Source organism: Pantoea dispersa, assembly GCF_019890955.1.
In the GTDB taxonomy this organism is placed as follows: Bacteria; Pseudomonadota; Gammaproteobacteria; order Enterobacterales; family Enterobacteriaceae; genus Pantoea; species Pantoea dispersa.
Genome location: NZ_CP082346.1, coordinates 3,263,060 through 3,288,102, shown reverse-complemented (window position 1 = coordinate 3,288,102; position 25,043 = coordinate 3,263,060). Strand labels below are relative to the sequence as shown.

General features: G+C 59.3%; 21 protein-coding genes and 1 riboswitch. Of the genes, 9 read left to right on the top strand and 12 right to left on the bottom strand.

The features are described from left to right. Positions 1-5 precede the first annotated feature (5 nt). From rluA to polB, 3 genes are all read right to left on the bottom strand, one after another. Entirely contained in the window at positions 6-665 is a 660-nt protein-coding gene (rluA, locus tag K7H94_RS15435) for a bifunctional tRNA pseudouridine(32) synthase/23S rRNA pseudouridine(746) synthase RluA (protein ID WP_021507583.1), read from the bottom strand. A 21-nt stretch (positions 666-686) separates the two neighbouring features. Continuing rightward, on the bottom strand, positions 687-3,593 hold the full coding sequence (gene rapA, locus K7H94_RS15430; RefSeq protein ID WP_222951292.1) for an RNA polymerase-associated protein RapA: 2,907 nt from the start codon (positions 3,591-3,593) through the stop codon (positions 687-689). 151 nt (positions 3,594-3,744) lie between these two features. After that, positions 3,745-6,105, bottom strand: coding sequence for a DNA polymerase II (gene polB / locus K7H94_RS15425; RefSeq protein WP_058759641.1), 2,361 nt, complete (start codon positions 6,103-6,105; stop codon positions 3,745-3,747). Positions 6,106-6,274: 169 nt separating this feature from the next. On the opposite strand from polB, the gene K7H94_RS15420 reads away from it, so the two are divergent. Next, positions 6,275-7,039, top strand: a complete 765-nt coding sequence (locus K7H94_RS15420) for a DedA family protein (protein ID WP_058759640.1) — start codon at positions 6,275-6,277, stop codon at positions 7,037-7,039. On the opposite strand, the gene thiQ is transcribed toward K7H94_RS15420, so the two are convergent. From thiQ to sgrR, 4 genes are all read right to left on the bottom strand, one after another. After that, a complete protein-coding gene (gene thiQ, locus K7H94_RS15415; protein WP_215800380.1) occupies positions 7,036-7,737 on the bottom strand; it encodes a thiamine ABC transporter ATP-binding protein ThiQ in 702 nt (233 codons plus the stop codon). The genes K7H94_RS15420 and thiQ overlap by 4 nt on opposite strands. Beyond that, on the bottom strand, positions 7,721-9,331 hold the full coding sequence (thiP, locus tag K7H94_RS15410) for a thiamine/thiamine pyrophosphate ABC transporter permease ThiP (RefSeq protein ID WP_222951291.1): 1,611 nt from the start codon (positions 9,329-9,331) through the stop codon (positions 7,721-7,723). The genes thiQ and thiP overlap by 17 nt, the downstream gene beginning before the upstream one ends. Continuing rightward, positions 9,307-10,293: a thiamine ABC transporter substrate binding subunit gene (gene thiB, locus K7H94_RS15405; RefSeq protein WP_058759638.1), complete on the bottom strand. Its 987-nt coding sequence runs from the start codon at positions 10,291-10,293 to the stop codon at positions 9,307-9,309. Before thiB ends, thiP begins: the two co-directional genes overlap by 25 nt. 46 nt (positions 10,294-10,339) lie before the next feature. Continuing rightward, positions 10,340-10,433, bottom strand: a riboswitch (TPP riboswitch). Positions 10,434-10,503: 70 nt separating this feature from the next. Then, a complete protein-coding gene (gene sgrR, locus K7H94_RS15400; RefSeq protein WP_058774832.1) occupies positions 10,504-12,165 on the bottom strand; it encodes an HTH-type transcriptional regulator SgrR in 1,662 nt (553 codons plus the stop codon). A 254-nt stretch (positions 12,166-12,419) separates the two neighbouring features. On the opposite strand from sgrR, the gene K7H94_RS15395 reads away from it, so the two are divergent. Further along, a complete protein-coding gene (locus K7H94_RS15395; RefSeq protein WP_021507575.1) occupies positions 12,420-13,601 on the top strand; it encodes an MFS transporter in 1,182 nt (393 codons plus the stop codon). Positions 13,602-13,805: 204 nt separating this feature from the next. Here the strand turns inward: K7H94_RS15395 and leuD are convergent, their stop codons facing one another. The 5 genes from leuD to leuL all read right to left on the bottom strand — a co-directional run bounded on the left by leuD (position 13,806) and on the right by leuL (position 18,659). Further along, entirely contained in the window at positions 13,806-14,411 is a 606-nt protein-coding gene (leuD, locus tag K7H94_RS15390) for a 3-isopropylmalate dehydratase small subunit (protein ID WP_021507574.1), read from the bottom strand. 3 nt (positions 14,412-14,414) lie between these two features. Then, positions 14,415-15,821 (bottom strand): 3-isopropylmalate dehydratase large subunit, encoded by a 1,407-nt coding sequence (leuC, locus tag K7H94_RS15385; protein WP_058759634.1) that lies wholly within the window; start codon positions 15,819-15,821, stop codon positions 14,415-14,417. Between the two features lie 4 nt (positions 15,822-15,825). Continuing rightward, positions 15,826-16,917: a 3-isopropylmalate dehydrogenase gene (leuB, locus tag K7H94_RS15380; RefSeq protein ID WP_058759633.1), complete on the bottom strand. Its 1,092-nt coding sequence runs from the start codon at positions 16,915-16,917 to the stop codon at positions 15,826-15,828. Positions 16,918-16,919: 2 nt separating this feature from the next. Next, a complete protein-coding gene (gene leuA, locus K7H94_RS15375) occupies positions 16,920-18,482 on the bottom strand; it encodes a 2-isopropylmalate synthase (protein WP_058759632.1) in 1,563 nt (520 codons plus the stop codon). A 93-nt stretch (positions 18,483-18,575) separates the two neighbouring features. Continuing rightward, complete coding sequence (gene leuL / locus K7H94_RS23310) at positions 18,576-18,659, bottom strand: leu operon leader peptide (RefSeq protein ID WP_125308910.1); 84 nt, start codon at positions 18,657-18,659, stop codon at positions 18,576-18,578. 132 nt (positions 18,660-18,791) lie between these two features. Here leuL and K7H94_RS15365 point away from each other — a divergent pair, with 132 nt between their 5' ends. From K7H94_RS15365 to ftsL, 7 genes are all read left to right on the top strand, one after another. Further along, positions 18,792-18,971, top strand: coding sequence for a hypothetical protein (locus tag K7H94_RS15365; RefSeq protein ID WP_222951290.1), 180 nt, complete (start codon positions 18,792-18,794; stop codon positions 18,969-18,971). A gap of 419 nt (positions 18,972-19,390) precedes the next feature. Beyond that, positions 19,391-21,115, top strand: a complete 1,725-nt coding sequence (gene ilvI / locus K7H94_RS15360; protein WP_222951289.1) for an acetolactate synthase 3 large subunit — start codon at positions 19,391-19,393, stop codon at positions 21,113-21,115. Between the two features lie 2 nt (positions 21,116-21,117). Next, positions 21,118-21,609, top strand: coding sequence for an acetolactate synthase small subunit (ilvN, locus tag K7H94_RS15355; protein ID WP_010615603.1), 492 nt, complete (start codon positions 21,118-21,120; stop codon positions 21,607-21,609). 197 nt (positions 21,610-21,806) lie between these two features. Continuing rightward, on the top strand, positions 21,807-22,817 hold the full coding sequence (gene cra / locus K7H94_RS15350; RefSeq protein ID WP_222951288.1) for a catabolite repressor/activator: 1,011 nt from the start codon (positions 21,807-21,809) through the stop codon (positions 22,815-22,817). A gap of 492 nt (positions 22,818-23,309) precedes the next feature. After that, the gene (gene mraZ, locus K7H94_RS15345) at positions 23,310-23,768 is read left to right on the top strand and encodes a division/cell wall cluster transcriptional repressor MraZ (RefSeq protein WP_222951287.1); all 459 of its coding nucleotides are present in this window, start codon (positions 23,310-23,312) and stop codon (positions 23,766-23,768) included. A gap of 2 nt (positions 23,769-23,770) precedes the next feature. Beyond that, positions 23,771-24,712, top strand: coding sequence for a 16S rRNA (cytosine(1402)-N(4))-methyltransferase RsmH (gene rsmH / locus K7H94_RS15340; protein ID WP_021507568.1), 942 nt, complete (start codon positions 23,771-23,773; stop codon positions 24,710-24,712). Continuing rightward, complete coding sequence (gene ftsL / locus K7H94_RS15335) at positions 24,709-25,029, top strand: cell division protein FtsL (RefSeq protein WP_021507567.1); 321 nt, start codon at positions 24,709-24,711, stop codon at positions 25,027-25,029. Before rsmH ends, ftsL begins: the two co-directional genes overlap by 4 nt. Positions 25,030-25,043 lie beyond the last annotated feature (14 nt).

Here is a 25,043-nt window from a genome sequence, read left to right as displayed (position 1 = left end):
GCCCCTTAAAAATCAGCCGGCTGGCGAAACGTCATGCTGTTGCCAAACGCCGGATGGGTAATGGTCAGCGATTCGGCGTGCAGCTGCAGGCGTGGCGCCATGGCTAACGCCTCGGGATGGGCATAGAAGCGATCGCCGAGAATCGGATGCCCCAGCGCCAGCAGATGCACGCGCAGCTGGTGTGAACGGCCGGTGATCGGCTTCAGCTGCACCCGCGCGCTGTTATCGGCGTCATACGCCAGCACCTGATACTCCGTCTGCGCCGGCTTACCCAGCTCCACACTCACCATCTGCTTCGGCCGGTTAGGCCAGTCGCAAATCAGCGGCAGATCGATCATGCCCTGTTCCGCTGCCGGATGTCCCCAGACGCGCGCCACGTACTGCTTCGCGGGCTCGCGCTCGCGAAACTGCCGCTTCAGCTCGCGCTCAGCCGCCTTGGTCAGCGCCACCACAATCACACCGCTGGTGGCCATATCGAGCCGGTGCACCGACTCCGCCTGCGGAAAATCACGCTGGATGCGCGTCATCACGCTGTCCTTGTGCTCCTCAAGGCGGCCAGGCACCGACAGCAAACCGCTCGGCTTGTTAACCACCATGATGTGCTCGTCCTGATACAGAATATGCAGCCAGGGGTCGAGCGGCGGATTGTAGGGTTCCATCAGCATGATTCAGCGCGGCCTCAGCGATTATTGGTGTGTCACAACGATCAGACGCAGCGCATCCAGCCGCCAGCCGGCTTCACCGAGGCTGGCCAGCACCTGCTCGCGGTTGCTCTCCAGCGCATCAACCTCATCATCACGGATGTTGGGGTTGACCGCTTTCAGCGCTTCAAGGCGCGACAGCTCGGCGCTCAGCTTCTCATCGGCCTCAACTTTGGCCGCCGCAATCAGCGCCTGCGCTTCCGGCACGATGACTTTTTCCGCCTGCGTCAGAATGTGATGCACATCCTGCTGCACCGCATTCACCAGCTTGCTGCCGGTATGGCGATTGACTGCGTTGAGCTGACGGTTAAAGCTTTCGAACTCCACCTTGCCGGCGAGGTTATTTCCGGCGCGATCCATCAGCAGGCGGACCGGCGTGGGCGGCAGGAAGCGGGTAAGCTGCAGGTGCTTCGGCGCCTGTGCTTCGACCACATAGATCATCTCTACCAGCAGCGTGCCCACCGGCAGCGCCTTGTTCTTCAGCAGCGACAGCGCACAGCTGCCGGTATCGCCGGAGAGAATCAGGTCGAGGCCGTTGCGAATCAGCGGATGTTCCCAGGTAATGAACTGGGTATCTTCGCGTGACAGCGCCTGGTTACGGTTAAAGGTTACGGTGCAGCCATCTTCCGGCAGGCCGGGGAAATCCGGCACCAGCATGTGGTCAGACGGCGTCAGGACGATCAGGTTATCGCTGCGATCTTCCTGGTTGATCCCGACGATATCAAACAGGTTGAGCGCAAAGTTCACCAGCTCGGTGTCGTTATCCTGCTCGCCGATGGCATCAGCCAGCGCCTGCGCGGCTTCGCCGCCGTTCGAGTTCAGCTCCAGCAGACGGTCGCGCCCCTGCTCCAGCTGCGCCTTCAGCGTGTCGTGCTGTTTGCGGCTCTGGGCGATAAAGTCGTCCAGCCCCTGCGGGTTGTCCGGTGCGGCCAGATACTCAATCAGCTGCGGGTAGGCGCTGTCGTAGATGGTGCGGCCGGTCGGGCAGGTGTGCTCAAACGCGTCCAGCCCTTCGTGGTACCAGCGCAGCAGCACTGCCTGGGCGGTTTTCTCCAGCCACGGCACCAGAATCTGGATGTCATGCAATTGGCCGATACGATCAAGACGGCCGATACGCTGCTCGAGCAGATCCGGGTTAAACGGTAAATCGAACATCACCAGCCGGCTGGCGAACTGGAAGTTACGCCCTTCCGAGCCGATCTCCGAACACAGCAGCACCTGGGCGCCATCTTCCTGCGAAGCGAAGAAGGCGGCCGCGCGGTCGCGTTCGATGATTGATAGTCCTTCATGGAACACCGCGGCGCGGATGCCTTCGCGCTCGCGCAGCACCTGCTCCAGCTGCAGCGCAGTGGCGGCTTTGGCGCAAATCACCAGCACTTTCTCTTTACGGTTGCTGGTGAGGTAGCCCATCAGCCACTCAACGCGCGGGTCGAAGTTCCACCAGGTGCCGCTGTCGCCTTCAAATTCCTGATAAATCTGCTCGGGATACAGCATGTCGCGCGCGCGCTCTTCCGCCGTTTTGCGCGCCGCCATAATGCCGGAGACTTTAATCGCCGTCTGATACTGCGCCGGCAGCGGCAGGCGAATCTGATGCAGTTCGCGTTTCGGGAAACCCTTCACGCCGTTACGCGTGTTACGGAACAGCACGCGGCTGGTGCCGTGGCGATCCATCAGCATCGAAATCAGCTCTTTACGCGCGTCGTCTTTGCCGTCGCGATCGCTGTTCGCCACCTGCAGCAGCGGCTCGATGTCCTGCTCGCCGACCAGATCGTTGATCAGGTTCATCTCGTCTTTGCTGATGGCGTGATCGGCCAGCAGCGAACTGACGGCGTCAGCCACCGGGCGGTAGTGCTGCTGCTCGGCCACGAACTGCGCGAAATCGTGGAAACGATTCGGGTCCAGCAGGCGCAGACGGGCAAAGTGGCTCTCCATGCCGAGCTGCTCCGGCGTCGCGGTCAGCAGCAGCACGCCGGCGGTCTTTTCCGCCAGCTGTTCGATAACCTGATATTCGCGGCTCGGCGCGGCTTCGCTCCACGCCAGATGGTGCGCTTCGTCGACCACCAGCAGGTCCCAGTCAGCTTCGGCCAGCAGCTCCAGCCGCTGCTTATTGCGGCGGACAAAATCCAGCGAGCAGATAATCAGCTGCTCGGTATCAAACGGGTTGTCGCTGTCGTGCTGCGCTTCGGTGTAGCGATCGTCGTCAAACAGGGCAAAGCGCAGGTTGAAGCGGCGCAGCATTTCCACCAGCCACTGGTGCTGGAGGGTTTCCGGCACCACGATCAGCACGCGCTCGGCGCGTCCGGCCAGCAGCTGCTGCTGGATAATCATCCCGGCTTCAATGGTTTTACCCAGGCCGACTTCATCGGCCAGCAGCACGCGCGGCGCGTGACGGCGACCGACGTCATGCGCGATGTGCAGCTGATGCGGAATCAGGTTGGTGCGCATGCCGCGCAGGCCGCTAATCGGCAGGCGATACTGTTCGCTCTGGTATTTGCGTGCGCGGAAGCGCAGGGCGAAGCGATCCATGCGGTCCAGCTGGCCGGCAAACAGGCGATCCTGTGGCTTGCTGAACACCAGTTTGCTGTCGAGCATCACTTCGCGCAGCACCACGTTGCTTTCGTCGGTATCAAGACGCGTGCCGATGTAAGTCACTAAATCGTTTTCGTTGCGGACTTCATCAACCTGCATCTGCCAGCCTTCGTGGCTGGTGACGGTATCACCCGGATTAAAAATCACGCGGGTGACCGGAGAATCATTACGGGCATAGAGGCGGTTTTCGCCGGTGGCGGGAAACATCAGTGTGACCATGCGCGTATCCAGCGCCACGACTGTCCCCAGTCCCAGCTCACTTTCCGTATCACTAATCCAGCGTTGACCCAGTGTAAAAACCATATATTTTTTGCTCGATTCTCTAAAAGATAGAAAGACGTTCGCCTGCTCTCAGACAATACCCCACCGCCAGACAGTTATCTGGTCAGCTGGTGCACGCGGTGAGAATCAGGAAGGGCGCTATGGTACTGGATGGCAGGGCATTCGTCACCTGTCAAAAAAGCCCCAGTTGCCCGGTGATCAGTGTAGCAAAGTCATCGCCGACAAACGGTAAAATCCCCTCGGCGATCGGCTTTAGCTGTTTGCTGACGTAATGATCGTAATCCAGCGGCGTGCTGCGCGCTTCCAGCGGCTCTGGCCCGGCGGTGGCCATGACGTAGCGGATCGATCCGCCGTTCTGATACTGCAGCGGACGCTGCAGTTTACGGTTATGTTCATCGGCGAGGCGCGCGGCACGCACGTGGGGCGGCACGTTGCGTTCGTAATCTTTCAGCGGCCGGCGCAGGCGCTTTTTATACACCAGCAGATCGTCCAGCTCACCGGCCAGCAGCTGTGCTACCGTGTCGCGAATGTAGTCCTGCCAGGGTTCACCGCGGAAGATGCGGCCATACAGCGTCTGCTGGAACTGCTGCGCCAGCGGCGTCCAGTCGGTGCGCACCGATTCCAGCCCCTTAAACACCAGCCGCTCGTCGCCGTCGCGGCGAATCAGTCCGGCATAGCGCTTTTTACTGCCCTGTTCGGCCCCGCGTATGGTTGGCATCAGGAAGCGGCTGAAGTGGGTTTCGTACTCCAGCTCCAGCGCGCTGTCGAGACCGTAAGTCTGCTGCAGATGCTGTTGCCACCAGCGATTGACGTGCCCGGCCAGCCGCTGGCCGATCGCGGCGGCATCGGCTTCGCTGTGGGCGTTTTTCAACCAGACAAAAGTAGAATCGGTGTCACCGTAAATCACGTCAAAACCTTCGGCTTCAATCAGCTCACGCGTTTGCTGCATGATGGCGTGGCCGCGCAGGGTAATCGACGAAGCAAGGCGCGGATCGAAAAACCGACAGGCGCTGGTGCCAAGTACGCCATAAAAAGCGTTCATGATGATTTTCAGCGCCTGCGACAGCGGCTGGTTGCCGTCACGTTTGGCGGCCTCGCGCCCCTGCCAGATCTGCCCGACAATCGCCGGTAAACAGTGGGTGCGGCGCGAAAAGCGCGCGTGGCGAAAACCGGGAACCGAATCGGCGTCATCCGGATGCGCCAGGCCTTCGACCAGCCCGACCGGATCAATCAGAAAGGTGCGGATGATCGACGGATAGAGGCTTTTATAATCCAGCACCAGTACCGAATCATACAGTCCGGGGCGCGAATCCATTACGTAGCCGCCAGGGCTGGCTTCCGGTGCCACTTCGCCGAGATTAGGCGCGACAAAGCCGGCGCGGTGCATTCGCGGAATATACAGGTGGCTGAACGCCGCCACCGATCCGCCGTGGCGATCCACTGCCAGGCCATTGACGGTAGCGCGCTCCAGCAAAAACGGCATGATCGCGGTGTGCTGGAAAATACGCGTAACCAGCTCGCAATCCTTCAGGTTGTAGGTGGCCAGCGCCGGTTTGTCGTGGGCAAAGCGCCAGTTGATCTCTTCCATGCGCTGCCACGGGTTGTTGATGGCTTTGCCTTCGCCCAGCAGCTCGCGCGACACCGCTTCGAGGCTGAATGAGGCGAAGTCCCAGAACGCCGATTTCAGCGCCTCGATACCGTCAATCACCAGCCGGCCGCTGGCCTGAGCGAAGAACACGCCGGGCTTAAAGCCGTGCTCGCGCCACTCCAGCGGCTGCTGCTGACGGCCAAGACGCAGCGGAATACCGTAGCGGTCGGCATGTTTTTGCAGCACGCGCAGGTCAAACTGCACCACGTTCCAGCCGATGATGACATCGGGATCGTGACGGGCGAACCAGGCGTTAAGCTGCTCCAGCAGCTGTGGCCGGCTGTCGAGGTAAATCAGCTCAAAATCCAGCTGGCTGGCATCACCGTTCGGGGGGCCGAGCATATACACCTGGCGCTGGCCGCAGCCCTCCAGCCCGATGCAGTACAGCTCGCCGTGCTCGGTGGTTTCGATGTCGAGCGACACCCATTTCAGCTGCGGACGGTAATCGGGATGCGGCTTGAGGCGCGCGTTGACGAGGCTGTCGCCGCGCGGCTCGCCGCTGAACCACACCGGCGCCGTGATAAAGCGCTCCATCAGGTAGCGTTCCGGCGGGCGGATATCTGCTTCATACACCGCAATGCCGTTTTCACGCAGGCGTTTTTCGATGCTTTGCAGCTGTCGGTGGCTGCGGCAATAGAGTCCCAGCACCGGTCGGCGCCGGAAATCTTTCAGATCCAGCGGTTGCAGGCGCGTATGGCGCTCGTCGCGAATCAGCGCTTCGGTTTGCGCCTGGAACTCCTGGGGAATAAACGCCACTGACTCCTGCGCAGGCAGCACCAGGCGCTGCGGGCCCTGGTCGGTGGCCAGCCACAGCACCACTTCGCTGCCGGTCGGGGTATCCCGCCAGTGGCGAGTCAGCAAAAATCCTGCGCGCGGTTCGGTCACGTTAACTCCGGAGAATGAATTCATTTCAGTATATCATGGATGTTTATACAGTGTACTGCCGGTGGTGCCGTCGTCCGCGCGGCGCGGGCGTGCGGCAGCGCGGGGAATTGCTTGACGCTGTGGGGCTGTCTCAGGACAATCCAGCCTCTATATTCCGCAGAGGATAGTTATGGAAGCCTGGATCCAACACCTGTTTACGCAATCGCTGGAGTACGCGCTGATTGCCGTGGCGCTGGTGACCTTTCTTGAGTCGCTGGCGTTTGTCGGCCTGCTGCTGCCGGGAACGGTCCTGATGGCCAGCCTCGGCGCGCTGGTGGGCAGCGGACAAATCGGGCTCTATCCGGCGTGGGCCGCCGGGCTGGCCGGCTGTCTGATTGGCGACTGGGTGTCGTACGGCATTGGCTGGAAATTCCAGGGACCGCTGCACCGCTGGAAATACCTGCAAAAATACAAAGGGCTGCTGGATAAAACCGAGCACGCGCTGCATCAGCACAGTATGTTTACCATCCTCGTGGGGCGCTTTGTCGGACCGACGCGTCCGCTGATTCCGCTGGCGGCCGGCATGCTGGAGCTGCCGGTGCGTAAATTCCTGCCGCCGAACATTATCGGCTGCATCCTGTGGCCGCCGGCCTACCTGATGCCGGGCATTCTGGCGGGCGTGGCGATCGACGTGCCGCAGGCGGCGCAGGGCGACAGCTTCAAATGGCTGCTGCTGGCGGTGGCGCTGCTGCTGTGGATCGGCGGCTGGCTGCTGTGGCGCTGGTGGCGCAGCGGCAAAAGCGTCGACTGGGCTACGCCTTATCTGCCGCAGGCGCGGCTGCGCTGGCTGGCTCCGCTAATGGCGCTCATCGGTGTGGGTGCCTTTATTGCGCTATTGTTCCACCCGATGATGCCAATTTTCCTGCAGCTGCTGTGGAAGGTGTTCTTCGCTTAACGCGGTGATACGCCAAGGATGGCGGCCGCCGGGCTTTCTCCGCGCAGCAGGCTGGCGGTGCTGCCATCCCAGTACACCCGACCGTCAACAATCACCAGGCTGCGTGACGCAATCTGCTGCGCATCCTCCAGACTGTGCGACACCATCAGCAGCGTGATAGTGCGCGCCTCGCACACCGCGCGCACCAGCTGTAACATCTCGCTGCGCAGCGCCGGATCGAGTGCCGAAAACGGTTCGTCCAGCAGCAGTACCGGCTGATTGCGCAGCAGGCAGCGCGCCAGCGCCACGCGCTGGCGCTGACCGCCGGAGAGCTGGCCGGGCAGACGCGTCAGCATCGATTCCAGCCCGGTTTGCTCCGCAATCTGCTGTACCTGCTGCTGCTGTTCGCGCGTCAGCTTCAGGCCGGGATGCAGGCCCAGCCCCAGATTTTGCTGCACCGTCAGGTGCGGAAACAGATTGTTATCCTGAAACAGCATCGATACCGGTCGCGCGGAAGGCACGCTGCGGGTGTGGTCGACGCCATCGATCAGCAGGCTGCCCTGACTCACCGGCAGAAAGCCGCCGAGCAGGCTCAGCAGGGTACTTTTGCCCGCGCCGCTCGGGCCGAGAATGGCGAGACGTTCACCGGCCTGTGCGCTAAAGCTGAAGCGCATCGGCAGATGCTGGTAGAGATAAGTAAGGTTATTCAGTGTCAGCATGGCGACCCGGTAATTTTTCCATCAGCGTAAACAGCAGCAGGCATAACAGCAGCAGTAGCAGCGCGGTTACCGCGCCATCGGCACCGCGATAGGCGCCAATCTGCTGGAACAGATAAAACGGCAGGGTGCGGAAATCGGCGCTGCCGAACAGCGCCACCACGCCGAAGTCCCCAATCGACAGCACGCAGGCAAAGGCCAGCGCCTGTGCCAGCGGACGTTTCAGCGCCCGCAGTTCAATCAGCCGCAGGCGAGTAAACCCACTGATGCCCAGCGAGGCGCACAGCTGAGCGTAGCGCGCGCTGAGATCGCGCATCGGATTTTCCAGCACTTTCATGGCGTAGGGGATGGCGATCAGCGCGTTGGTGAAGATCACCAGCGCATCGGCACGCTGCGGCAGGCCAACGGTGGCGTTGAACAGCAGAAAGAACCCGCTTGCCAGCACGATGCCCGGCATCGCCAGAATCAGCATTCCGCTGAGTTCCATGGCCTGCGCGGCGAAGCGCTGCTGACGCTGGCGCAGTTCGCGACTGCTCCACAGCAGCATCATGGTCAGCAGCACGCACAGCACACCGGCACCGAGTGCGATACGCAGCGACGTCCACGTGGCCTGCCATAGCGCGGGCTGTTGCAGCGCGCCGGCAATGCCGCCCCGTAAGCCGTCGACCAGTACCGCCGCCAGCGGTGGCAGCAGTAACAGTAGTGCCAGCGTAATCAGCAACGTATCCGCGACGCGTGCGCGCCAGGAATCCTGCGGATCGCGCCAGCCGTGCACCGTCTGGCTACCGGCCGGAATCGCTTTACTGAAGCGCTGGCTGAGCAGCACCAGCAGCAGACAGCAGCCGAGCTGCAACAATGCCAGCAGCGCGGCGCGGCCGGGATCGTAATCAAAGCTAAGCGCCTGATAAATGGCCAGCTCCAGCGTGGTGGCCTGCGGACCGCCGCCCAGTGCCAGCACGGTGGCAAAACTGGCGAAGCACAGCATAAAGATCAGAGCCGCCGTTGGCAGCAGCGGACGGCGCAGCCACGGCCACTCCAGCAGGCGAAACAGCGACCAGCCGCGCAGACCGAGCTGCGCCGCCAGCTGGCGCTGCTCGCCGGGAATGCTCTCCAGCGCCTGCAGCAGCATGCGCGTCGCCAGCGGCAGATTAAAGAACACGTGCGCCAGCAAAATGCCCTGCAGGCCGTACGGCGAGAAGTGATAGTCGATACCGACGGCGGCGCAAAGCTGCGCCAGCCAGCCGCTGCGCCCATAGACGCTCAGCAGACCGAATACGGCGACCAGCACCGGCAGCACCAGCGTCATGGCGCACAGGCGCAGCAGCAGGGTGCGGCCGGTAAAGCGGCGGCGATAGAGCGCGCGGGCCAGCAGAATGGCTGGCAGCACCGAGAGCAGCGCTGACAGCAGCGCCTGTTCAAAGGAGAACGCCAGCACATGGTGCAGATAGCTATCGCTGAGCAGCGCGCGCCAGTCGGTGGCCGGCGCGGCGAGCAGCAGGGCACCGAGCGCCAGCAGCGCGACCGCACACAAGAGCAGTGCGCTAAGCGCTCCGGGCAGCAGCCAGCCGGGCATCAGCGGCTGACGGCGCGCTGCCACGCGCTAATCCACGCCGCGCGATGGTCAGCCACCTCTGTCGGGGTGTATTGCAGCGCATTAGCAGGCACCGGCAACGCCTGATAACCGGCGGGTAAATCGCTTTTGATCACCGGATACATCCAGTTGCCGGTGGGAATGGTGCGCTGAAACGCTGGCGACACCATAAACTGCATGAATTGCTGCGCCAGCTGCGGCTGTTTGCTGCTGGCGAGCTGCGCGCCCACTTCTACCTGCAGATAGTGGCCTTCGCTGAACGGCGCGGCGGCGTAGTTATCCTTTTTCTCTTCAATAATGTGGTAAGCCGGCGAGGTGGTGTAGCTCAGCACCAGATCGCTTTCGCCTTTGAGGAACAGACCATAAGCTTCGCTCCAGCCTTTGGTGACGGTCACGGTTTTGCTGGCCAGCTTCTGCCAGGCCGCCGGCGCTTCATCGCCGTACACTTTCTGCATCCACAGCAGCAGACCGAGCCCCGGCGTGCTGGTGCGCGGGTCTTCATAAATCACCCGCCATTTTTCCGGGCTTTCGACCAGCTCCTTCAGGCTGTGCGGCGGATTCTTCAGCTTGTTTTTGTCGTAAACGAACGCGAAGTAGCCGTAATCAAACGGGATAAAAGTGTCATTGTGCCAGCCGTCCGGCAGCTGCAGTGCACGGGTATCCACCGTGCTTTTGCTGAACAGGCCGGTTTTTTCCGCCGCCTGAATCAGGTTATTGTCCAGCCCCAGCACCACGTCGGCCTTGCTGTTCTTTCCTTCCATGCGCAGGCGATTAAGCAGCGATACGCCATCCTCCAGCGCCACATAGTTCAGCTCACAGCCGCAGCGGGCCTCAAAGGCTTTTTTCACTGCCGGACCGGGGCCCCAGTCGGCGGCGAACGAGTCGTAGGTATACACGGTGAGAACGGGTTTGGCCGCCAGAGCCGGCGCAGCGATCAGCAGCAACAGGGGCAGAACTTTATTTAACACTTTGCGTTCCTTAAGGAGAAGGTAAGGTTGCGTCGCAAAGGATCTGAGGGCGGAGCATCTCAAATCCCTACGCCGGTACGAGCCGGATCAGGTTCGACGGGTCTCTCTCAGCCAGTTAACCGGCACCCCGTTGAGAACGACATATTCTAGACATTTACATGACAACGCGAAAGGTTCACCTGCCGGTCGTGTTGTCTGATGCTGCCCTTTTTACAGCTCCGGCGGGGCGAACCAGGCGGACTTGAAGTCAAACCAGCCGAGCGTGTTCAGTCGCACGCCACGCATGCTGCGCTGGCCCTCCAGCAGCAGCCAGTGATGAAACAGCGGATGCAGATAGTCGCTGTTTACCAGCTGTTTGCTCCACTCCGCCAGCGGCAGCGCTTTCTCACGCCAGCGCGCGGCGTCGGCCTGCCAGTCCAGCGGGATACAGTGATGCATCAGCGGTAGCTCGTAGAGCTGAGCGAACAGGGCGTAGTCGAGCGGCAGGGTAAAGTTGACGCTGCCCAGCCAGATGTCACTCTCGCCCGCGCCGTCGAACCAGCTTTCGTAGCTCACTTCGCGGGTAATCAGCTCGACGCCCTGCTGCGCCAGCAGCGGCCGCAGCGCATTGGCGATGCCCTCGTGTTCGACGTGGTGGCTGTACCAGCTGAGCGTCAGCTGGGTCACGCCGTCGGGCTTGTGGGCTGGGGTGATATCGCGCCGATGGTGCCAGCGCGGCAGCAGGCCATAAGCCGGGAACCAGTAGCGCTGATAGCCGACGCCGGCATGATTGAGCAGCGCGATAGGGTTAAGCAGATCGCTCACCCAGCGGCGGAAACCGGCATCGCGCCCGCGTTCAGAGCGCTGATCGAACAGCAGAAAATAGCAGCCCTCTTCGAGACGACTCTCTTCCGATTTTTCGTCGTCGTTTTCGCCTTCCAGTTTTACACCGGCGTAGACCAGCTCATCGCTGATCTCCGGCAGCACCCAGATCGAGACATCATCAATCAGCGCGCGGTAGCCGAAGTAGTCATCAAACGCGGCGATTTTCAGCTGGGTTTGCTGATTGCGCACCACGCTGTACGGACCGGTGCCAATGGGCTGACGGGCGAAGTGGCGCAGTGTCGGCCATTCACGCGGCAGAATCATGGCGCTGACGCTGGCCAGCAGCCACGGCAGCCAGCAGTCCGGCTGGCTGAGATGGATATCCAGCGTCCACGGTGCCGGCGAGTGCAACTGGTCGATGTGCGAAAACAGCGGCTGGCTGCGCACCCGGTCCAGCGAGGCGATGACATCCTCCATCTCCAGCTCGCGGCCATGATGAAAGCGGATTGCCGGCCGCAGGAAGAAGCGCCAGTGCAGCGGAGAGGTTTGCTGCCAGTGATGGGCAATGTCGGCGGCGATTTCCCCCTTTTCCTCATTTATACGCGTCAGGCCGCTGAATATCTGTCGCGCCAGATGGGTTTCTGAACGGCGCAGCGGCGAGCCGGGCAGCAGGTTAGGCAGGGGCCGGTAGTAGAGCACGCGCAGAATATGCTTGCCCTGGCGAAAGCTGCGGCCAAGGTGCGCGGCAATCATCTGCCGCACCTGGTTTTTATCGCCCACCAGCTGCACCAGCTGGTCGATGCGATCCTGCTCCAGCAGGTCTTCGGCGCGCTGCTGCTGTAGCGCCAGTCCGGTGTAGCAGAAGCTCAGCAGCGAGCGTTTACCGCGACCGGCTTCAGCCTGCCAGATCAGCCAGCCCGCTGCCTGCATGGCGTTCAGCAGGTTACGCATGTGGCGGCGTGAGCAGTGCAGCAGTTCGGCCAGCTCGCTCAGCGTGGTTTCCTGATCCTGGCCCTGACAGTGTTGCCACAGGCGAATGAATTGCTGTTGCAGACGCGCAGAGGACATAAAAGGGGAACTCCTTCTCGACTTCGCTCAGTTTTTCCTGCCCCATATTAGAGGCATACTGGCGGGCAATGGAAGAGCGGGAGGCATTCAGCAATGAATGGCGCTCTGCCAGCGGTTCCGCCGACGTGGAACCTTTTCTGAGTAGGGTGCAATTTCACCGCCAGCGGAGTTTTTCTCTGCTGGCTTTTTTCGTTTTGCTGTGGAATCTTCTACGCTGTTTTTTTCCCGGTCTTTTTCCTCAAAGGGATTTCTGCATGAAATCGCTGTTACCGCGGCCGCGCCGCCTGAATCCGGTTTACCTCTCCTTTATGGCGGTGTCGTTTATGGTCGGCGTGGCGGGGGCGTTACAGGCGCCGACGCTCAGCCTGTTTTTGACGCGTGAGGTGCAGGTGCGGCCGTTCTGGGTCGGCCTGTTCTTTACCATCAACGCCGTCGCCGGGATCGTGATCAGCCTGCTGATGGCGAAGCGTTCGGATAACCGTGGCGATCGCCGTCATTTGATTCTGTTTTGCTGCCTGATGGCGGTGGCCAACGCGCTACTGTTTGCCTTTAACCGTCACTATCTGACGCTCATCACCCTCGGCGTGCTGCTATCGGCGCTGGCCAGCGTGGCGATTCCGCAGATCTTCGCGCTGGCGCGTGAATATGCCGATCAGTCGGCGCGTGAAGTAGTGATGTTCAGTTCGGTGATGCGCGCCCAGCTGTCGCTGGCGTGGGTGATTGGGCCGCCGCTGTCGTTCGCGCTGGCGCTCAACTACGGCTTCGTCACGCTATTCTGCGTGGCGGCGGTGATTTTTCTGCTGAGTATGCTGCTGATCTGGCGCACGCTGCCCTCGGTGCCGCGCATCGCCGCCACGCCGGAGCAGGTGCTGATGCAGCTCAGCCCGTGGAAAGACAGCCAGGTGCGGCTGCTGTTTATCGCCTCGGTGGTGATGTGGGCGTGTAATACCATGTATATCATTGATATGCCGCTGTATATCAGCGCAACCCTTGGCCTGCCAGAGAAGCTGGCGGGTCTGCTGATGGGCACCGCCGCCGGGCTGGAGATCCCGATCATGCTGCTGGCCGGCCATTACGCGAAGCGCTACGGCAAGCGCAAGCTGATGCTGCTGGCGCTGGTAGCGGCGATTGTATTTTATCTCGGGCTGGTGCTATTCCGTTCCCAAACCGCGCTGATGGTGCTGCAGCTGTTTAACGCCGCGTTTATCGGCATCATCGCCGGCATAGGTATGCTGTGGTTTCAGGATTTGATGCCGGGCCGTGCCGGTGCGGCGACCACCATGTTCACCACCTCGATTTCAACCGGGTTGATTATCGCCGGCCTGATCCAGGGGATACTGAGTGAGCGCTTTGGTCATGAGTCGGTGTACTGGCTGGCGTTAGTGATGGCGGTGGTGGCGCTGGTGCTGGCGGCGCGGGTGCGCGATGCGCGGTGAGGGCGATGTGTAGATTGAAGGTCGCCATCAATGGCGACCCTGCAGGGCATTGCGCGTTTCGGGCATGTTTTGCACATTTTTGGGCGCCATAAATGGCGACCCTACAGGGCATTGTGCATTTAAGCATCTTTGGTCGCCATCAATGGCGACCAAATTACTGACGCGTTTGCTGTAGGGTGCGCCTTGCTGCGCACCGGGTAAACCTTAACGCAGAAACGCTGGCTGGCTGGATTCGTAGCTGGCGATGGACGCTTCATGCTGCAGCGTCAGGCCAATGCTGTCGAGGCCGTTGATCATGCAGTGACGGCGGAAGCTGTCGATTTCAAAGTGGTAAACCTTGTCGCCGGCGGTGACGGTCTGCGCTTCGAGATCGACGGTGAAGCGGATGCCCGGCTGCGCGGCCACCAGTTTGAACATTTCATCGACCTGCTCTTCGCTCAGCTTCACCGGCAGCAGCTGGTTGTTGAAGCTGTTACCGTAGAAGATGTCGGCGAAACTCGGCGCAATCACCACGTGAAAACCGAAGTCGGTCAGCGCCCACGGCGCGTGTTCACGCGAGGAGCCGCAGCCAAAGTTCTCGCGCGCCAGCAGGATGCTGGTGCCTTTGAACTCCGGCTTATTCAGCACGAAGCTGGCGGTCGGCTGGGTGCCGGCATCATCATCAAAACGCCAGTCGTGGAACAGGTGCGCGCCAAAGCCGGTGCGCGTCACTTTCTGCAAAAACTGCTTCGGGATGATGGCATCGGTGTCGACGTTTGCGGCATCCAGTGGGGCCACAATCCCGGTGTGTTGGGTAAATTTGTTCGCCATGGCTTAAGCTCCCTGAGTCAATTCACGAATGTCGGCAAAACGACCGGTTACCGCCGCCGCAGCAGCCATCGCCGGGCTCACCAGATGGGTGCGACCGCCGCGACCCTGGCGACCTTCAAAGTTACGGTTACTGGTTGAGGCACAGCGCTCGCCCGGATTCAGACGGTCGTTGTTCATCGCCAGGCACATCGAACAGCCCGGCAAACGCCACTCAAAACCGGCTTCGAGGAAGATTTTGTCCAGGCCTTCGGCTTCAGCCTGCGCTTTCACCGGACCGGAACCCGGCACCACCATCGCAACTACGCCCGGCGCCACTTTGCGGCCTTTGGCGATCGCGGCAGCCGCGCGCAGATCTTCGATACGTGAGTTGGTGCAGGAACCGATAAACACTTTATCGATCGCTACCTCAGTCAGTTTGATGCCCGGCTGCAGATCCATATAGGCCAGCGCTTTTTCGGCGGAAGCACGTTCAACCGGATCGGCAAACGAGGCCGGATTCGGGATGGCCTGATCCACGGCCATCACCTGGCCCGGATTGGTGCCCCAGGTGACCTGCGGCGCGATATCGGCAGCATTCAGCGTCACGACGGCGTCAAACTGCGCGTCGCTGTCGGACTTCAGGGTGCGCCAGTAAGCCACCGCCTGCTCCCATTGCTCGCCCTTCGGCGCAAACTGCTTGTCTTTCAGATAGGCAAACGTGGTGTCATCCGGTGCTACCAGGCCCGCTTTGGCGCCCATCTCAATCGCCATGTTGCACAGCGTCATGCGGCCTTCCATGCTCAGCGCTTCAATCGCCGGGCCACAGAATTCAACCACGTGACCGGTGCCGCCGGCGCTGCCGGTTTTACCGATGATCGCCAGTACGATGTCTTTGGCGGTGATGCCCGGCGCAGCTTCGCCCAGCACTTCAATCTTCATGGTTTTCGCCCGGCCCTGTTTCAGGGTCTGGGTGGCGAACACGTGCTCCACTTCGGAGGTGCCGATACCGAACGCCAGGGAACCGAAGGCGCCGTGCGTGGCGGTGTGCGAGTCGCCGCAAACGATGGTCATGCCCGGCAGCGTCATGCCCTGCTCAGGACCGATCACGTGCACAATGCCCTGGAACGGGTGGTTCAGGTCATACAGCTGAATGCCGAACTCAGCACAGTTCTTCATCAGCTCCTGCATCTGGATACGCGCCATTTCACCCGAGGCGTTGATGTCTTTGGTCTGGGTGGAAACGTTGTGGTCCATGGTGGCAAAGGTCTTCGACGGCTGGCGCACTTTGCGGCCGTGCGCACGCAGACCGTCAAACGCCTGCGGCGAGGTGACTTCGTGAATCAGGTGACGATCGATATACAGTAACGGCGTTTCGTCTGGCGCTTCGTGAACGACATGTGCATCAAATAACTTCTGGTATAAGCTTTTCATTTTGTTATTTTTCCTCGCTGATGTAACCGGCAATGATGCTGCCCATTTCATCGGTGCTCACGGCAGGGCCGTCACCGGCCAAATCACGGGTGCGATGGCCCGCTTCCAGCGCACGGCTTACCGCGCGCTCAATGCTATCCGCAGCGGCGTCAGCGTTCAGGCTGAAACGCAGCAGCATCGCCAGCGACAGAATCTGCGCAATTGGGTTGGCGATGTTCTGGCCGGCGATATCCGGTGCGGAACCGCCCGCCGGTTCGAACAGGCCGAATCCCTCTTCATTCAGGCTGGCCGAAGGCAGCATGCCCATCGAGCCGGTAATCATCGCGCACTCGTCCGACAGAATGTCACCAAACAAATTCGAGCAGAGTAAAACGTCAAACTGCGACGGATCCTTAATCAGCTGCATGGTGGCGTTGTCGATGTACATATGGCTTAGCTGCACATCCGGATAATCTTTTGCCACTTCGTTGACGATTTCACGCCACATCACCGAGGTCGCCAGAACGTTAGCTTTATCTACCGAGGTCACTTTGTTACGACGTTTGCGCGCAGCTTCAAAGGCGTTGCGGGCAATACGCTCGATTTCGAAACGGTGATAGACCTCGGTATCAAAAGCGCGTTCATGCGCGCCGCTGCCTTCGCGGCCTTTCGGCTGGCCGAAATAGATGCCGCCGGTCAGCTCACGCACGCACAGGATGTCGAAGCCGCGGGCAGCGATGTCGCTGCGCAGCGGGCAAAATGCTTCCAGACCTTTGTACAGTGCCGCCGGGCGCAGGTTGCTGAACAGTTTGAAGTGTTTACGCAGCGGCAGCAGTGCACCGCGCTCAGGCTGGCCGGCCGGCGGCAGATGTTCCCATTTTGGACCGCCGACCGAGCCGAACAGAATGGCATCAGCCTGCTCAGCACCGGCCACGGTGGCGGCGGGTAAAGGTTCACCGTGACGATCGATGGCGATACCGCCGACATCATATTCGCTGGTGGTGATGCGCATATCGAAGCGCGCGCGAATCGCGTCGAGAACTTTCATGGCCTGCGCCATCACTTCCGGACCGATTCCGTCGCCTGGCATTACCGCAATATGATAAGACTGAGTCATAGTTACACCGTTTCCTTCTGATCTTTAAATTTACGCTGCAATTCTTTTTCGACCTGCTTTGCCCGCCAGATGTTGTTCAGGGCATTCACCATCGCTTTCGCCGAGGATTCGACGATATCGGTCGCCAGGCCCACGCCGTGGAATTTACGCCCGTTGTAGTTGACTACGATATCGACCTGACCCAGCGCGTTTTCGCCGTGGCCTTTCGCGGTCAGCTTGTAGTTCACCAGCTCAGCATCGAAGCCGGTGATACGATTAATGGCCTGGTAGACGGCATCAACCGGACCGTTACCGGTAGCGGCGTCGGCTTTGGCCTCTTCGCCGCAGCCCAGCTGCACTGACGCCGTTGCGGTGACGCTGGAGCCGGTCTGCACGTTGAATTCGTTCAGCTGGAAGTACTCCGGCTCTTCATTCTGCTTATTAATGAAGGCCAGCGCTTCCAGGTCGTAATCGAACACCTGGCCTTTTTTGTCCGCCAGCTTGAGGAAGGCGTCGTACAGCGTATCCAGGTTGTAATCGGACTCTTTATAACCCATCTCTTCCATACGGTGCTTCACGGCGGCACGGCCGGAGCGGGACGTCAGGTTCAGCTGAATTTTGTGCAGGCCAATCGATTCTGGCGTCAGGATTTCGTAGTTTTCGCGGTTCTTCAGCACGCCATCCTGATGAATGCCGGAGGAGTGGGCGAAGGCGTTGGAACCGACCACCGCTTTGTTGGCGGGGATCGGCATGTTGCAGATCTGGCTGACAATCTGGCTGGTGCGGTAGATTTCCTGATGATTGATATTGGTGTGCACGTTCATGATCTGCTGACGGGTTTTGATCGCCATGATCACCTCTTCCAGCGCACAGTTACCGGCGCGCTCGCCCAGGCCGTTCAGCGTGCCTTCGACCTGACGCGCACCGGCCAGCACTGCCGCAATGGCGTTACCGGTCGCCATGCCCAGATCGTCATGGGTGTGCACCGACAGAATCGCTTTGTCGATGTTGGGTACGCGCTGCACCAGCTGACCAATAATGTTGGCGTACTCGCCCGGCAGGGTATAGCCCACGGTGTCCGGAATATTGATGGTGGTGGCGCCGGCGTTGATCGCGGCTTCTACCATGCGGCACAGGTCGTCAATCGGCGTACGACCACCGTCTTCGCAGGAGAACTCAACGTCATCGGTATAGTTGCGCGCCCGCTTAATCATGTGCACCGCGCGTTCAATCACATCCGGCAGCGTGCTGCGCAGTTTAGTGGCGATGTGCATCGGCGAAGTGGCGATAAAGGTGTGAATACGGAAGGCGTCGGCCACGCGCAGCGATTCGTAAGCCGCGTCGATATCTTTCTCCACACAGCGCGCCAGACCACACACGCGGCTGTTTTTGATGGTCCGGGCAATAGTCTGCACGGATTCGAAATCACCCGGCGAAGAGACCGGAAAACCGACTTCCATTACATCCACGCCCATCCTTTCCAGCGCCAGGGCGATCTGCAGTTTTTCTTTAACACTCAGGCTGGCCTGTAATGCCTGTTCGCCGTCGCGCAGAGTGGTATCGAAAATTATTACTTGCTGGCTCATGGTCATCTTCCTTTTGCATTGACTTCGCCGGTGCTACGAGCATAAAAAAACCCGCGCAGTGGCGCGGGTTTTTTAACTTTCAGCAGGTTCGAATCAGTTGTTGATTTCGCCCACGAGTCTACCGCGCAAACTGGATGCGTTAAGTAGTAGACCGAGTAGACGAAAAGAACGTGACATGAATCAAACCTCGTAAAATGAGTGCTGCACATATTGGTACTGGATTCGCCTGGCGATGTCAACCCTAAGTGAAAGGGTATTTCTCTGGCCGGAAAAGGGCGATGTGCTGGGATTATCGGTCATCACAGAGCATTGCCATTAATTAACGGTGGCTTAGCGCGTTATGCCACTTTAAAAAATTTTTTAAAAAAGGCGGGTAATTTTAAGTTGCTGAATTATATGTTTTTAGTCAGGCTTATTCGTCAGGTGGAAAAACAAGATAAAGCTTGTTGCTTAGCAGATTGTGATGTGGAAGATGGATTTAAGAGTTAATCACGCCAGAAACGCGGTAACGGAAAAAATTGTGGGCTAAACACGCTGGCAATATGAAAATCATATTTCTTACAACACGCTGTAAATAATCTGCAAACCAGCATTTTCCTCTGTCCATATGCCATCGCATTAGTTTATTCCTCCCGGGCGATAATCACGCGTCAGTGCCTTTTTTGCCACTGACAGCGCCGTGCCGCCTTATGACGTTTGCAGGCCGGGTTTTCTGCGGTTATGGTAATCGACCTACTCTCAAAAGAATCCACGCAGGTAGATTCCCTGTACCTGGAAGACGAAATGAATGGCGTCTTCTGAGCATAAACATAAGGTTTTGATCTTAATTGGCAATAAAGGGACAGATGCGAGCGGCACGCAGGATAGCGTTTGCTGGCGCAGCTGGCTCTCAAGCCTGGAGGCAGAAAATGGAGATGTTGTCAGGAGCCGAAATGGTCGTCCGTTCGTTAATCGATCAGGGCGTTAAGCAGGTATTCGGTTATCCGGGCGGTGCGGTGCTCGATATTTATGATGCGCTGCAAACGGTCGGTGGTATTGACCACGTGCTGGTACGCCACGAGCAGGGTGCCGTACATATGGCGGATGGCCTGGCGCGCGCGACCGGCGAAGTCGGCGTGGTGCTGGTCACCTCAGGTCCTGGCGCCACCAACGCCATCACCGGCATTGCGACCGCTTATATGGATTCCATTCCGCTGGTGATCCTCTCCGGTCAGGTGCCGTCCTCGCTGATTGGCTATGACGCCTTCCAGGAGTGCGACATGGTGGGGATTTCGCGTCCGGTGGTGAAGCACAGCTTCCTGGTGAAAAGCACCGAAGAGATCCCGACAGTGCTGAAAAAAGCCTTCTGGCTGGCGGCCAGTGGTCGTCCGGGGCCGGTGGTGATCGATCTGCCAAAAGATATTCTGAATCCGGCCAATAAGCTGCCGTACGTGTGGCCGGAAACTGTCAGCATGCGCTCTTACAATCCGACGCTGCAGGGCCACAAAGGCCAGATCAAGCGCGCGCTGCAGACGCTGCTGGCGGCGCACAAGCCGGTAATTTACGTCGGCGGCGGGGCCATTACTTCAGGCTGCGAGGCGGAACTGCTGCAGCTGGCAGAGCAGCTGAATATTCCGGTCACCACCTCGCTGATGGGGCTGGGCGCGTTCCCGGGCACGCATCGTCAGTGTGTGGGCATGCTCGGTATGCACGGCACCTATGAAGCCAACATGACCATGCACAATGCCGATCTGATCTTTGGTATCGGCGTACGCTTTGACGACCGCACCACCAACAATCTGGCGAAGTATTGCCCGAATGCCACCGTGATGCATATTGATGTCGATCCAACCTCGATCTCCAAAACCGTCAGCGCCGATATCCCGATTGTCGGCGATGCCAGACAGACGCTGACGCAGATGCTGGAGCTGCTGGCGCAGAGCGAGGCGAAGCAGGAGCTCGACAGCCTGCGTGACTGGTGGCAGTGCATTGAAGGCTGGCGCAGCCGCAAGTGCCTGGAATTTGACCGTACCAGCGACAAAATCAAACCGCAGGCGGTGATCGAAACCATTTGTCGTCTGACGCACGGCGAGGCGTATGTGACCTCGGACGTCGGCCAGCACCAGATGTTCGCCGCGCTTTACTACCAGTTCGATAAACCGCGTCGCTGGATCAACTCCGGCGGCCTCGGCACCATGGGCTTTGGCCTGCCGGCGGCGCTCGGCGTGAAGATGGCGCTGCCGCAGGAAACCGTGATTTGCGTGACCGGCGACGGCAGTATTCAGATGAATATTCAGGAGCTGTCGACCGCGCTGCAGTACGACCTGCCGGTGCTGGTGCTGAACCTGAACAACCGCTTCCTCGGCATGGTGAAACAGTGGCAGGACATGATTTACTCCGGCCGCCATTCACAATCCTATATGGAGTCGCTGCCGGACTTCGTGCGCCTGGCGGAAGCCTATGGCCACGTGGGCATCGCGATTCAGCATCCGGCTGAGCTGGAAGAGAAGCTGCAGCTGGCGCTCGATACGCTGGCGAAAGGGCGTCTGGTGTTTGTGGATGTCACGGTGGATGGCAGCGAGCACGTCTACCCGATGCAGATTCGCGGTGGCGCGATGGATGAGATGTGGTTGAGCAAAACGGAGAGGACTTAATTATGCGTCGTATTTTATCAGTTCTGCTGGAGAACGAATCCGGCGCATTGTCGCGCGTGGTGGGGCTGTTTTCCCAGCGCGGCTATAACATTGAGAGCCTGACCGTCGCGCCGACCGACGATCCTACCCTGTCGCGCATGACCATTCAGACCGTGGGCGACCAGAAAGTGCTGGAGCAGATCGAAAAGCAGCTGCATAAGCTGGTGGACGTGTTGCGCGTCAGCGAACTGGGGCAGGGCGCTTACGTCGAGCGTGAAATCATGCTGGTGAAGATTCAGGCCAGTGGGTACGGTCGCGAAGAGGTAAAACGCAGCGCGGAAATTTTCCGTGGGCAGATCATCGATGTGACGCCGACGCTGTACACGGTTCAGCTGGCCGGCACCAGCGATAAACTCGACGCGTTCCTCAACACCGTACGCGAAGTGGCGGAAATCGTTGAAGTGGCGCGTTCCGGCATCGTCGGGGTATCACGCGGCGATCGCGTAATGCGTTAATACCGCAAAGTTATCATCGGTTTTCAAGCTAACCCGGCGGAATGCCGGGTTTTTTTATTTTATGCGCTTCGGCCGCTTGTGCATGAAAAGCGGTTGCTCAGCGTACTGTTCTGCGGTTAGATGTTACAAATGTTTTACCCTTAGCTACTCTGCGGACATTTTCGCCAGCCCTGGCTTATCAGAATTAAGGTGTCATCGTGAAACTGGATGAAATTGCGCGCCTGGCGGGCGTGTCGCGCACCACGGCGAGCTATGTCATCAATGGCAAAGCGCGGCAGTATCGTGTCAGCGACAAAACCGTTGAGAAAGTCATGGCGGTGGTGCGTGAGTACAACTATCACCCCAACGCGGTGGCTGCGGGCCTGCGCGCCGGACGCACCCGTTCGATTGGTCTGGTGATCCCCGATCTGGAAAACACCAGTTATACCCGCATCGCCAACTATCTTGAACGCCAGGCGCGTCAGCGCGGCTATCAGCTGCTGATTGCCTGTTCCGAAGATCAGCCGGATAACGAAATGCGCTGCATTGAGCATCTGCTGCAGCGTCAGGTGGATGCGATCATCGTCTCCACGTCGCTGCCGCCGGAACATCCGTTCTATCAGCGCTGGGTCAACGATCCGCTGCCGATTATCGCGCTGGACCGTGCGCTGGATCGTGAACACTTCACCAGCGTGGTCGGTGCCGATCAGGATGACGCTCAGACGCTGGCGGCTGAATTGCGTCAGTTGCCGGTAAGAAATGTGCTGTTTCTCGGCGCGCTGCCGGAGCTGTCGGTCAGCTTCCTGCGTGAAATGGGGTTCCGCGAGGCGTGGCAGGGCGATGAGCGCCCGATCGATTTCATCTATTGCAACAGCTTTGACCGCGCCGCTGCGGCGACGCTGTTTGAAAAATACCTCGAAGACCACGCGATGCCCGAAGCACTGTTTACCACCTCGTTTGGCCTGCTGCAGGGGGTGATGGACGTGACGCTGAAGCGTGACGGCCGCTTGCCAACTGACCTGGCTATTGCGACTTTCGGCGACCACGAATTATTAGACTTTCTGGAGTGCCCGGTGCTGGCGGTAGGGCAGCGCCATCGCGATGTCGCTGAGCGTGTGCTCGAGCTGGTGCTGGCTTCGCTGGATGAGCCACGCAAACCGAAGCCAGGTTTAACCCGTATCCGCCGTAATTTATTCCGCCGCGGACAATTAAGTCGTCGCGCTAAATGAAGCGTCGGGCGAGACGTCGCCCGCGCTAATTTCTCTCATCCATATTTAACCAGACGCGCACGGGCGTAAAAAAGCGTAAATTATCATCGCCCCGGCTAACGAATTATCGGCGCTGGATTTTCTTATTTGTTTACATCTTCAGCAATCGCGCATAGCAGAGCTGACGCGATGGTGCTGGGCTTCCTTTCAGAAATCCCCTAAAATGCCGCCGCCGTCGCAGATTGGGGCAGAATAATCGCAGCGGTAAAATTGCGCTAATTTTCACCGATAAATCTGACGCAAATTTTCTTTATACTGTTATTCATCAGGTTAATTTTAAATTGACCATTCATTCTCCTCTTATTCTTCTCTCCGGTTAATTTCATTCGGTGTAAAGAGTGATATTCACTTGCCGTTGCGGCTTGACAAGGATTTCATCGGCTCCGTAAACTCGTTTCGTGGTAAAAAGTGGGATAAAGTGGTGAAAACGGGTAACTGAGGGGTAGGGCTGGCATGTTCCGTGGAGCAACGTTAGTCAATCTCGACAGCAAAGGGCGCCTGGCGGTGCCGACGCGTTATCGCGAATTGCTGCTCGCAGAGTCTCAGGGTCAAATGGTTTGCACCATTGACCTCCATCAGCCCTGCCTGCTGCTTTATACCCTGCCCGAATGGGAAATTATTGAGAAAAAACTGGCCCGGTTATCCAGTATGAATCCGAACGAGCGTCGCGTGCAGCGTCTGCTGTTAGGTCATGCCAGCGAGTGCCAGATGGATAACGCAGGCCGTTTACTGCTGGCGAATACGTTGCGCCAGCATGCGAGCCTGACCAAAGAAGTGATGCTGGTTGGACAGTTCAACAAGTTTGAGCTGTGGGATGAACAGACCTGGTATCAACAAGTTAAGGACGATATTGACGCAGAACAGTTAGCTCAGGAGCCTTTATCTGAGCGGTTGCAGGACTTGTCGCTATAGCTATGCAGGAAAATTTTAAACACACCACGGTGCTGCTGGATGAGGCGGTTAACGGCCTTAATATCAGGGAAGACGGCATTTATATTGACGGCACCTTTGGTCGCGGCGGTCACTCACGCCTGATCCTGTCGCAGCTTGGCGCGCACGGGCAATTACTGGCGATCGATCGCGATCCGCAAGCGATAGCCGCAGCCGCTGAGATAAAAGATCCACGTTTTTCGATTGTGCACGGGCCGTTTTCAGCGCTGGCTGAGTATGTCGAAGAGCGCGGGCTGACCGGCAAAATCGACGGCGTACTGCTGGATTTGGGCGTCTCTTCGCCTCAGCTGGATGACGCCGAGCGCGGTTTCTCCTTTATGCGCGACGGGCCGCTGGATATGCGTATGGATCCGACGCGCGGTCAGTCGGCAGCCGAGTGGTTGCAGAGCGCGGAAGAGGCAGATATTGCGTTTGTGCTGAAAACCTACGGCGAAGAGCGCTTTGCGAAACGCATCGCCCGCGCCATTGTCGAGCGCAACCGGGAACAGCCGATGACGCGCACCAAAGAGCTGGCCGATCTGATTGCGGCGGCAACGCCGGTAAAAGACAAGTTTAAGCATCCGGCGACGCGCAGCTTCCAGGCGATACGCATCTGGATCAACAGTGAGCTTGAAGAGATCGATATCGCGCTGAAAGGGGCATTGACGGTGCTGGCACCGGGCGGGCGTTTATCCATCATCAGCTTCCACTCGCTGGAGGATCGGCTGGTGAAGCGCTTCATGCGTGACCAGAGCCGCGGACCGCAGGTGCCGGCCGGGATTCCGATGACCGAGAGCCAGCTGAAAGCGCTGGGCGGACGTGAACTGAAAACCCTCGGCAAGCTGATTCCTGGCGAAGCCGAAGTCAAAGACAACCCGCGCGCGCGCAGTTCGGTCCTGCGTATCGCTGAGAGAACCGCATCGTGATTGGCAATGAGCGTCACAGCCTGCCCGGCGTCATTGGTGGCGATCTGCTGCGTTTTGGCAAGATCCCGCTGCTGCTGCTGATCGCCGTGCTGGTTTCTTCGGTGCTGGTGGTGACCACCACGCATAAGACCCGTCTGCTGACGGCGCAGCGTGAGCAGCTGGTGCTGGAGCGTGATGCGCTGGATATCGAATGGCGCAACCTGATCCTCGAAGAGAATGCGCTGGGCGATCACAGCCGGGTAGAACGGATAGCAACCGATAAGCTGCAGTTGCAGCATGTTGATCCTTCACAGGAAAATATTGTGGTGCAGAAATAAGGAATCGCAGACCT

What these genes read in the sequence shown, in the direction of transcription:
- leuC (WP_058759634.1), bottom strand. Translation starts at nt 15,821, where the DNA reads ATGAAAAGCTTATACCAGAAGTTATTTGATGCACATGTCGTTCACGAA.
- ilvI (WP_222951289.1), top strand. Translation starts at nt 19,391, where the DNA reads ATGGAGATGTTGTCAGGAGCCGAAATGGTCGTCCGTTCGTTAATCGAT.
- K7H94_RS15395 (WP_021507575.1), top strand. Translation starts at nt 12,420, where the DNA reads ATGAAATCGCTGTTACCGCGGCCGCGCCGCCTGAATCCGGTTTACCTC.
- ilvN (WP_010615603.1), top strand. Translation starts at nt 21,118, where the DNA reads ATGCGTCGTATTTTATCAGTTCTGCTGGAGAACGAATCCGGCGCATTG.
- sgrR (WP_058774832.1), bottom strand. Translation starts at nt 12,165, where the DNA reads ATGTCCTCTGCGCGTCTGCAACAGCAATTCATTCGCCTGTGGCAACAC.
- rsmH (WP_021507568.1), top strand. Translation starts at nt 23,771, where the DNA reads ATGCAGGAAAATTTTAAACACACCACGGTGCTGCTGGATGAGGCGGTT.
- leuB (WP_058759633.1), bottom strand. Translation starts at nt 16,917, where the DNA reads ATGACTCAGTCTTATCATATTGCGGTAATGCCAGGCGACGGAATCGGT.
- leuL (WP_125308910.1), bottom strand. Translation starts at nt 18,659, where the DNA reads ATGTCACGTTCTTTTCGTCTACTCGGTCTACTACTTAACGCATCCAGT.
- mraZ (WP_222951287.1), top strand. Translation starts at nt 23,310, where the DNA reads ATGTTCCGTGGAGCAACGTTAGTCAATCTCGACAGCAAAGGGCGCCTG.
- rluA (WP_021507583.1), bottom strand. Translation starts at nt 665, where the DNA reads ATGCTGATGGAACCCTACAATCCGCCGCTCGACCCCTGGCTGCATATT.
- thiQ (WP_215800380.1), bottom strand. Translation starts at nt 7,737, where the DNA reads ATGCTGACACTGAATAACCTTACTTATCTCTACCAGCATCTGCCGATG.
- rapA (WP_222951292.1), bottom strand. Translation starts at nt 3,593, where the DNA reads ATGGTTTTTACACTGGGTCAACGCTGGATTAGTGATACGGAAAGTGAG.
- leuD (WP_021507574.1), bottom strand. Translation starts at nt 14,411, where the DNA reads ATGGCGAACAAATTTACCCAACACACCGGGATTGTGGCCCCACTGGAT.
- leuA (WP_058759632.1), bottom strand. Translation starts at nt 18,482, where the DNA reads ATGAGCCAGCAAGTAATAATTTTCGATACCACTCTGCGCGACGGCGAA.
- K7H94_RS15420 (WP_058759640.1), top strand. Translation starts at nt 6,275, where the DNA reads ATGGAAGCCTGGATCCAACACCTGTTTACGCAATCGCTGGAGTACGCG.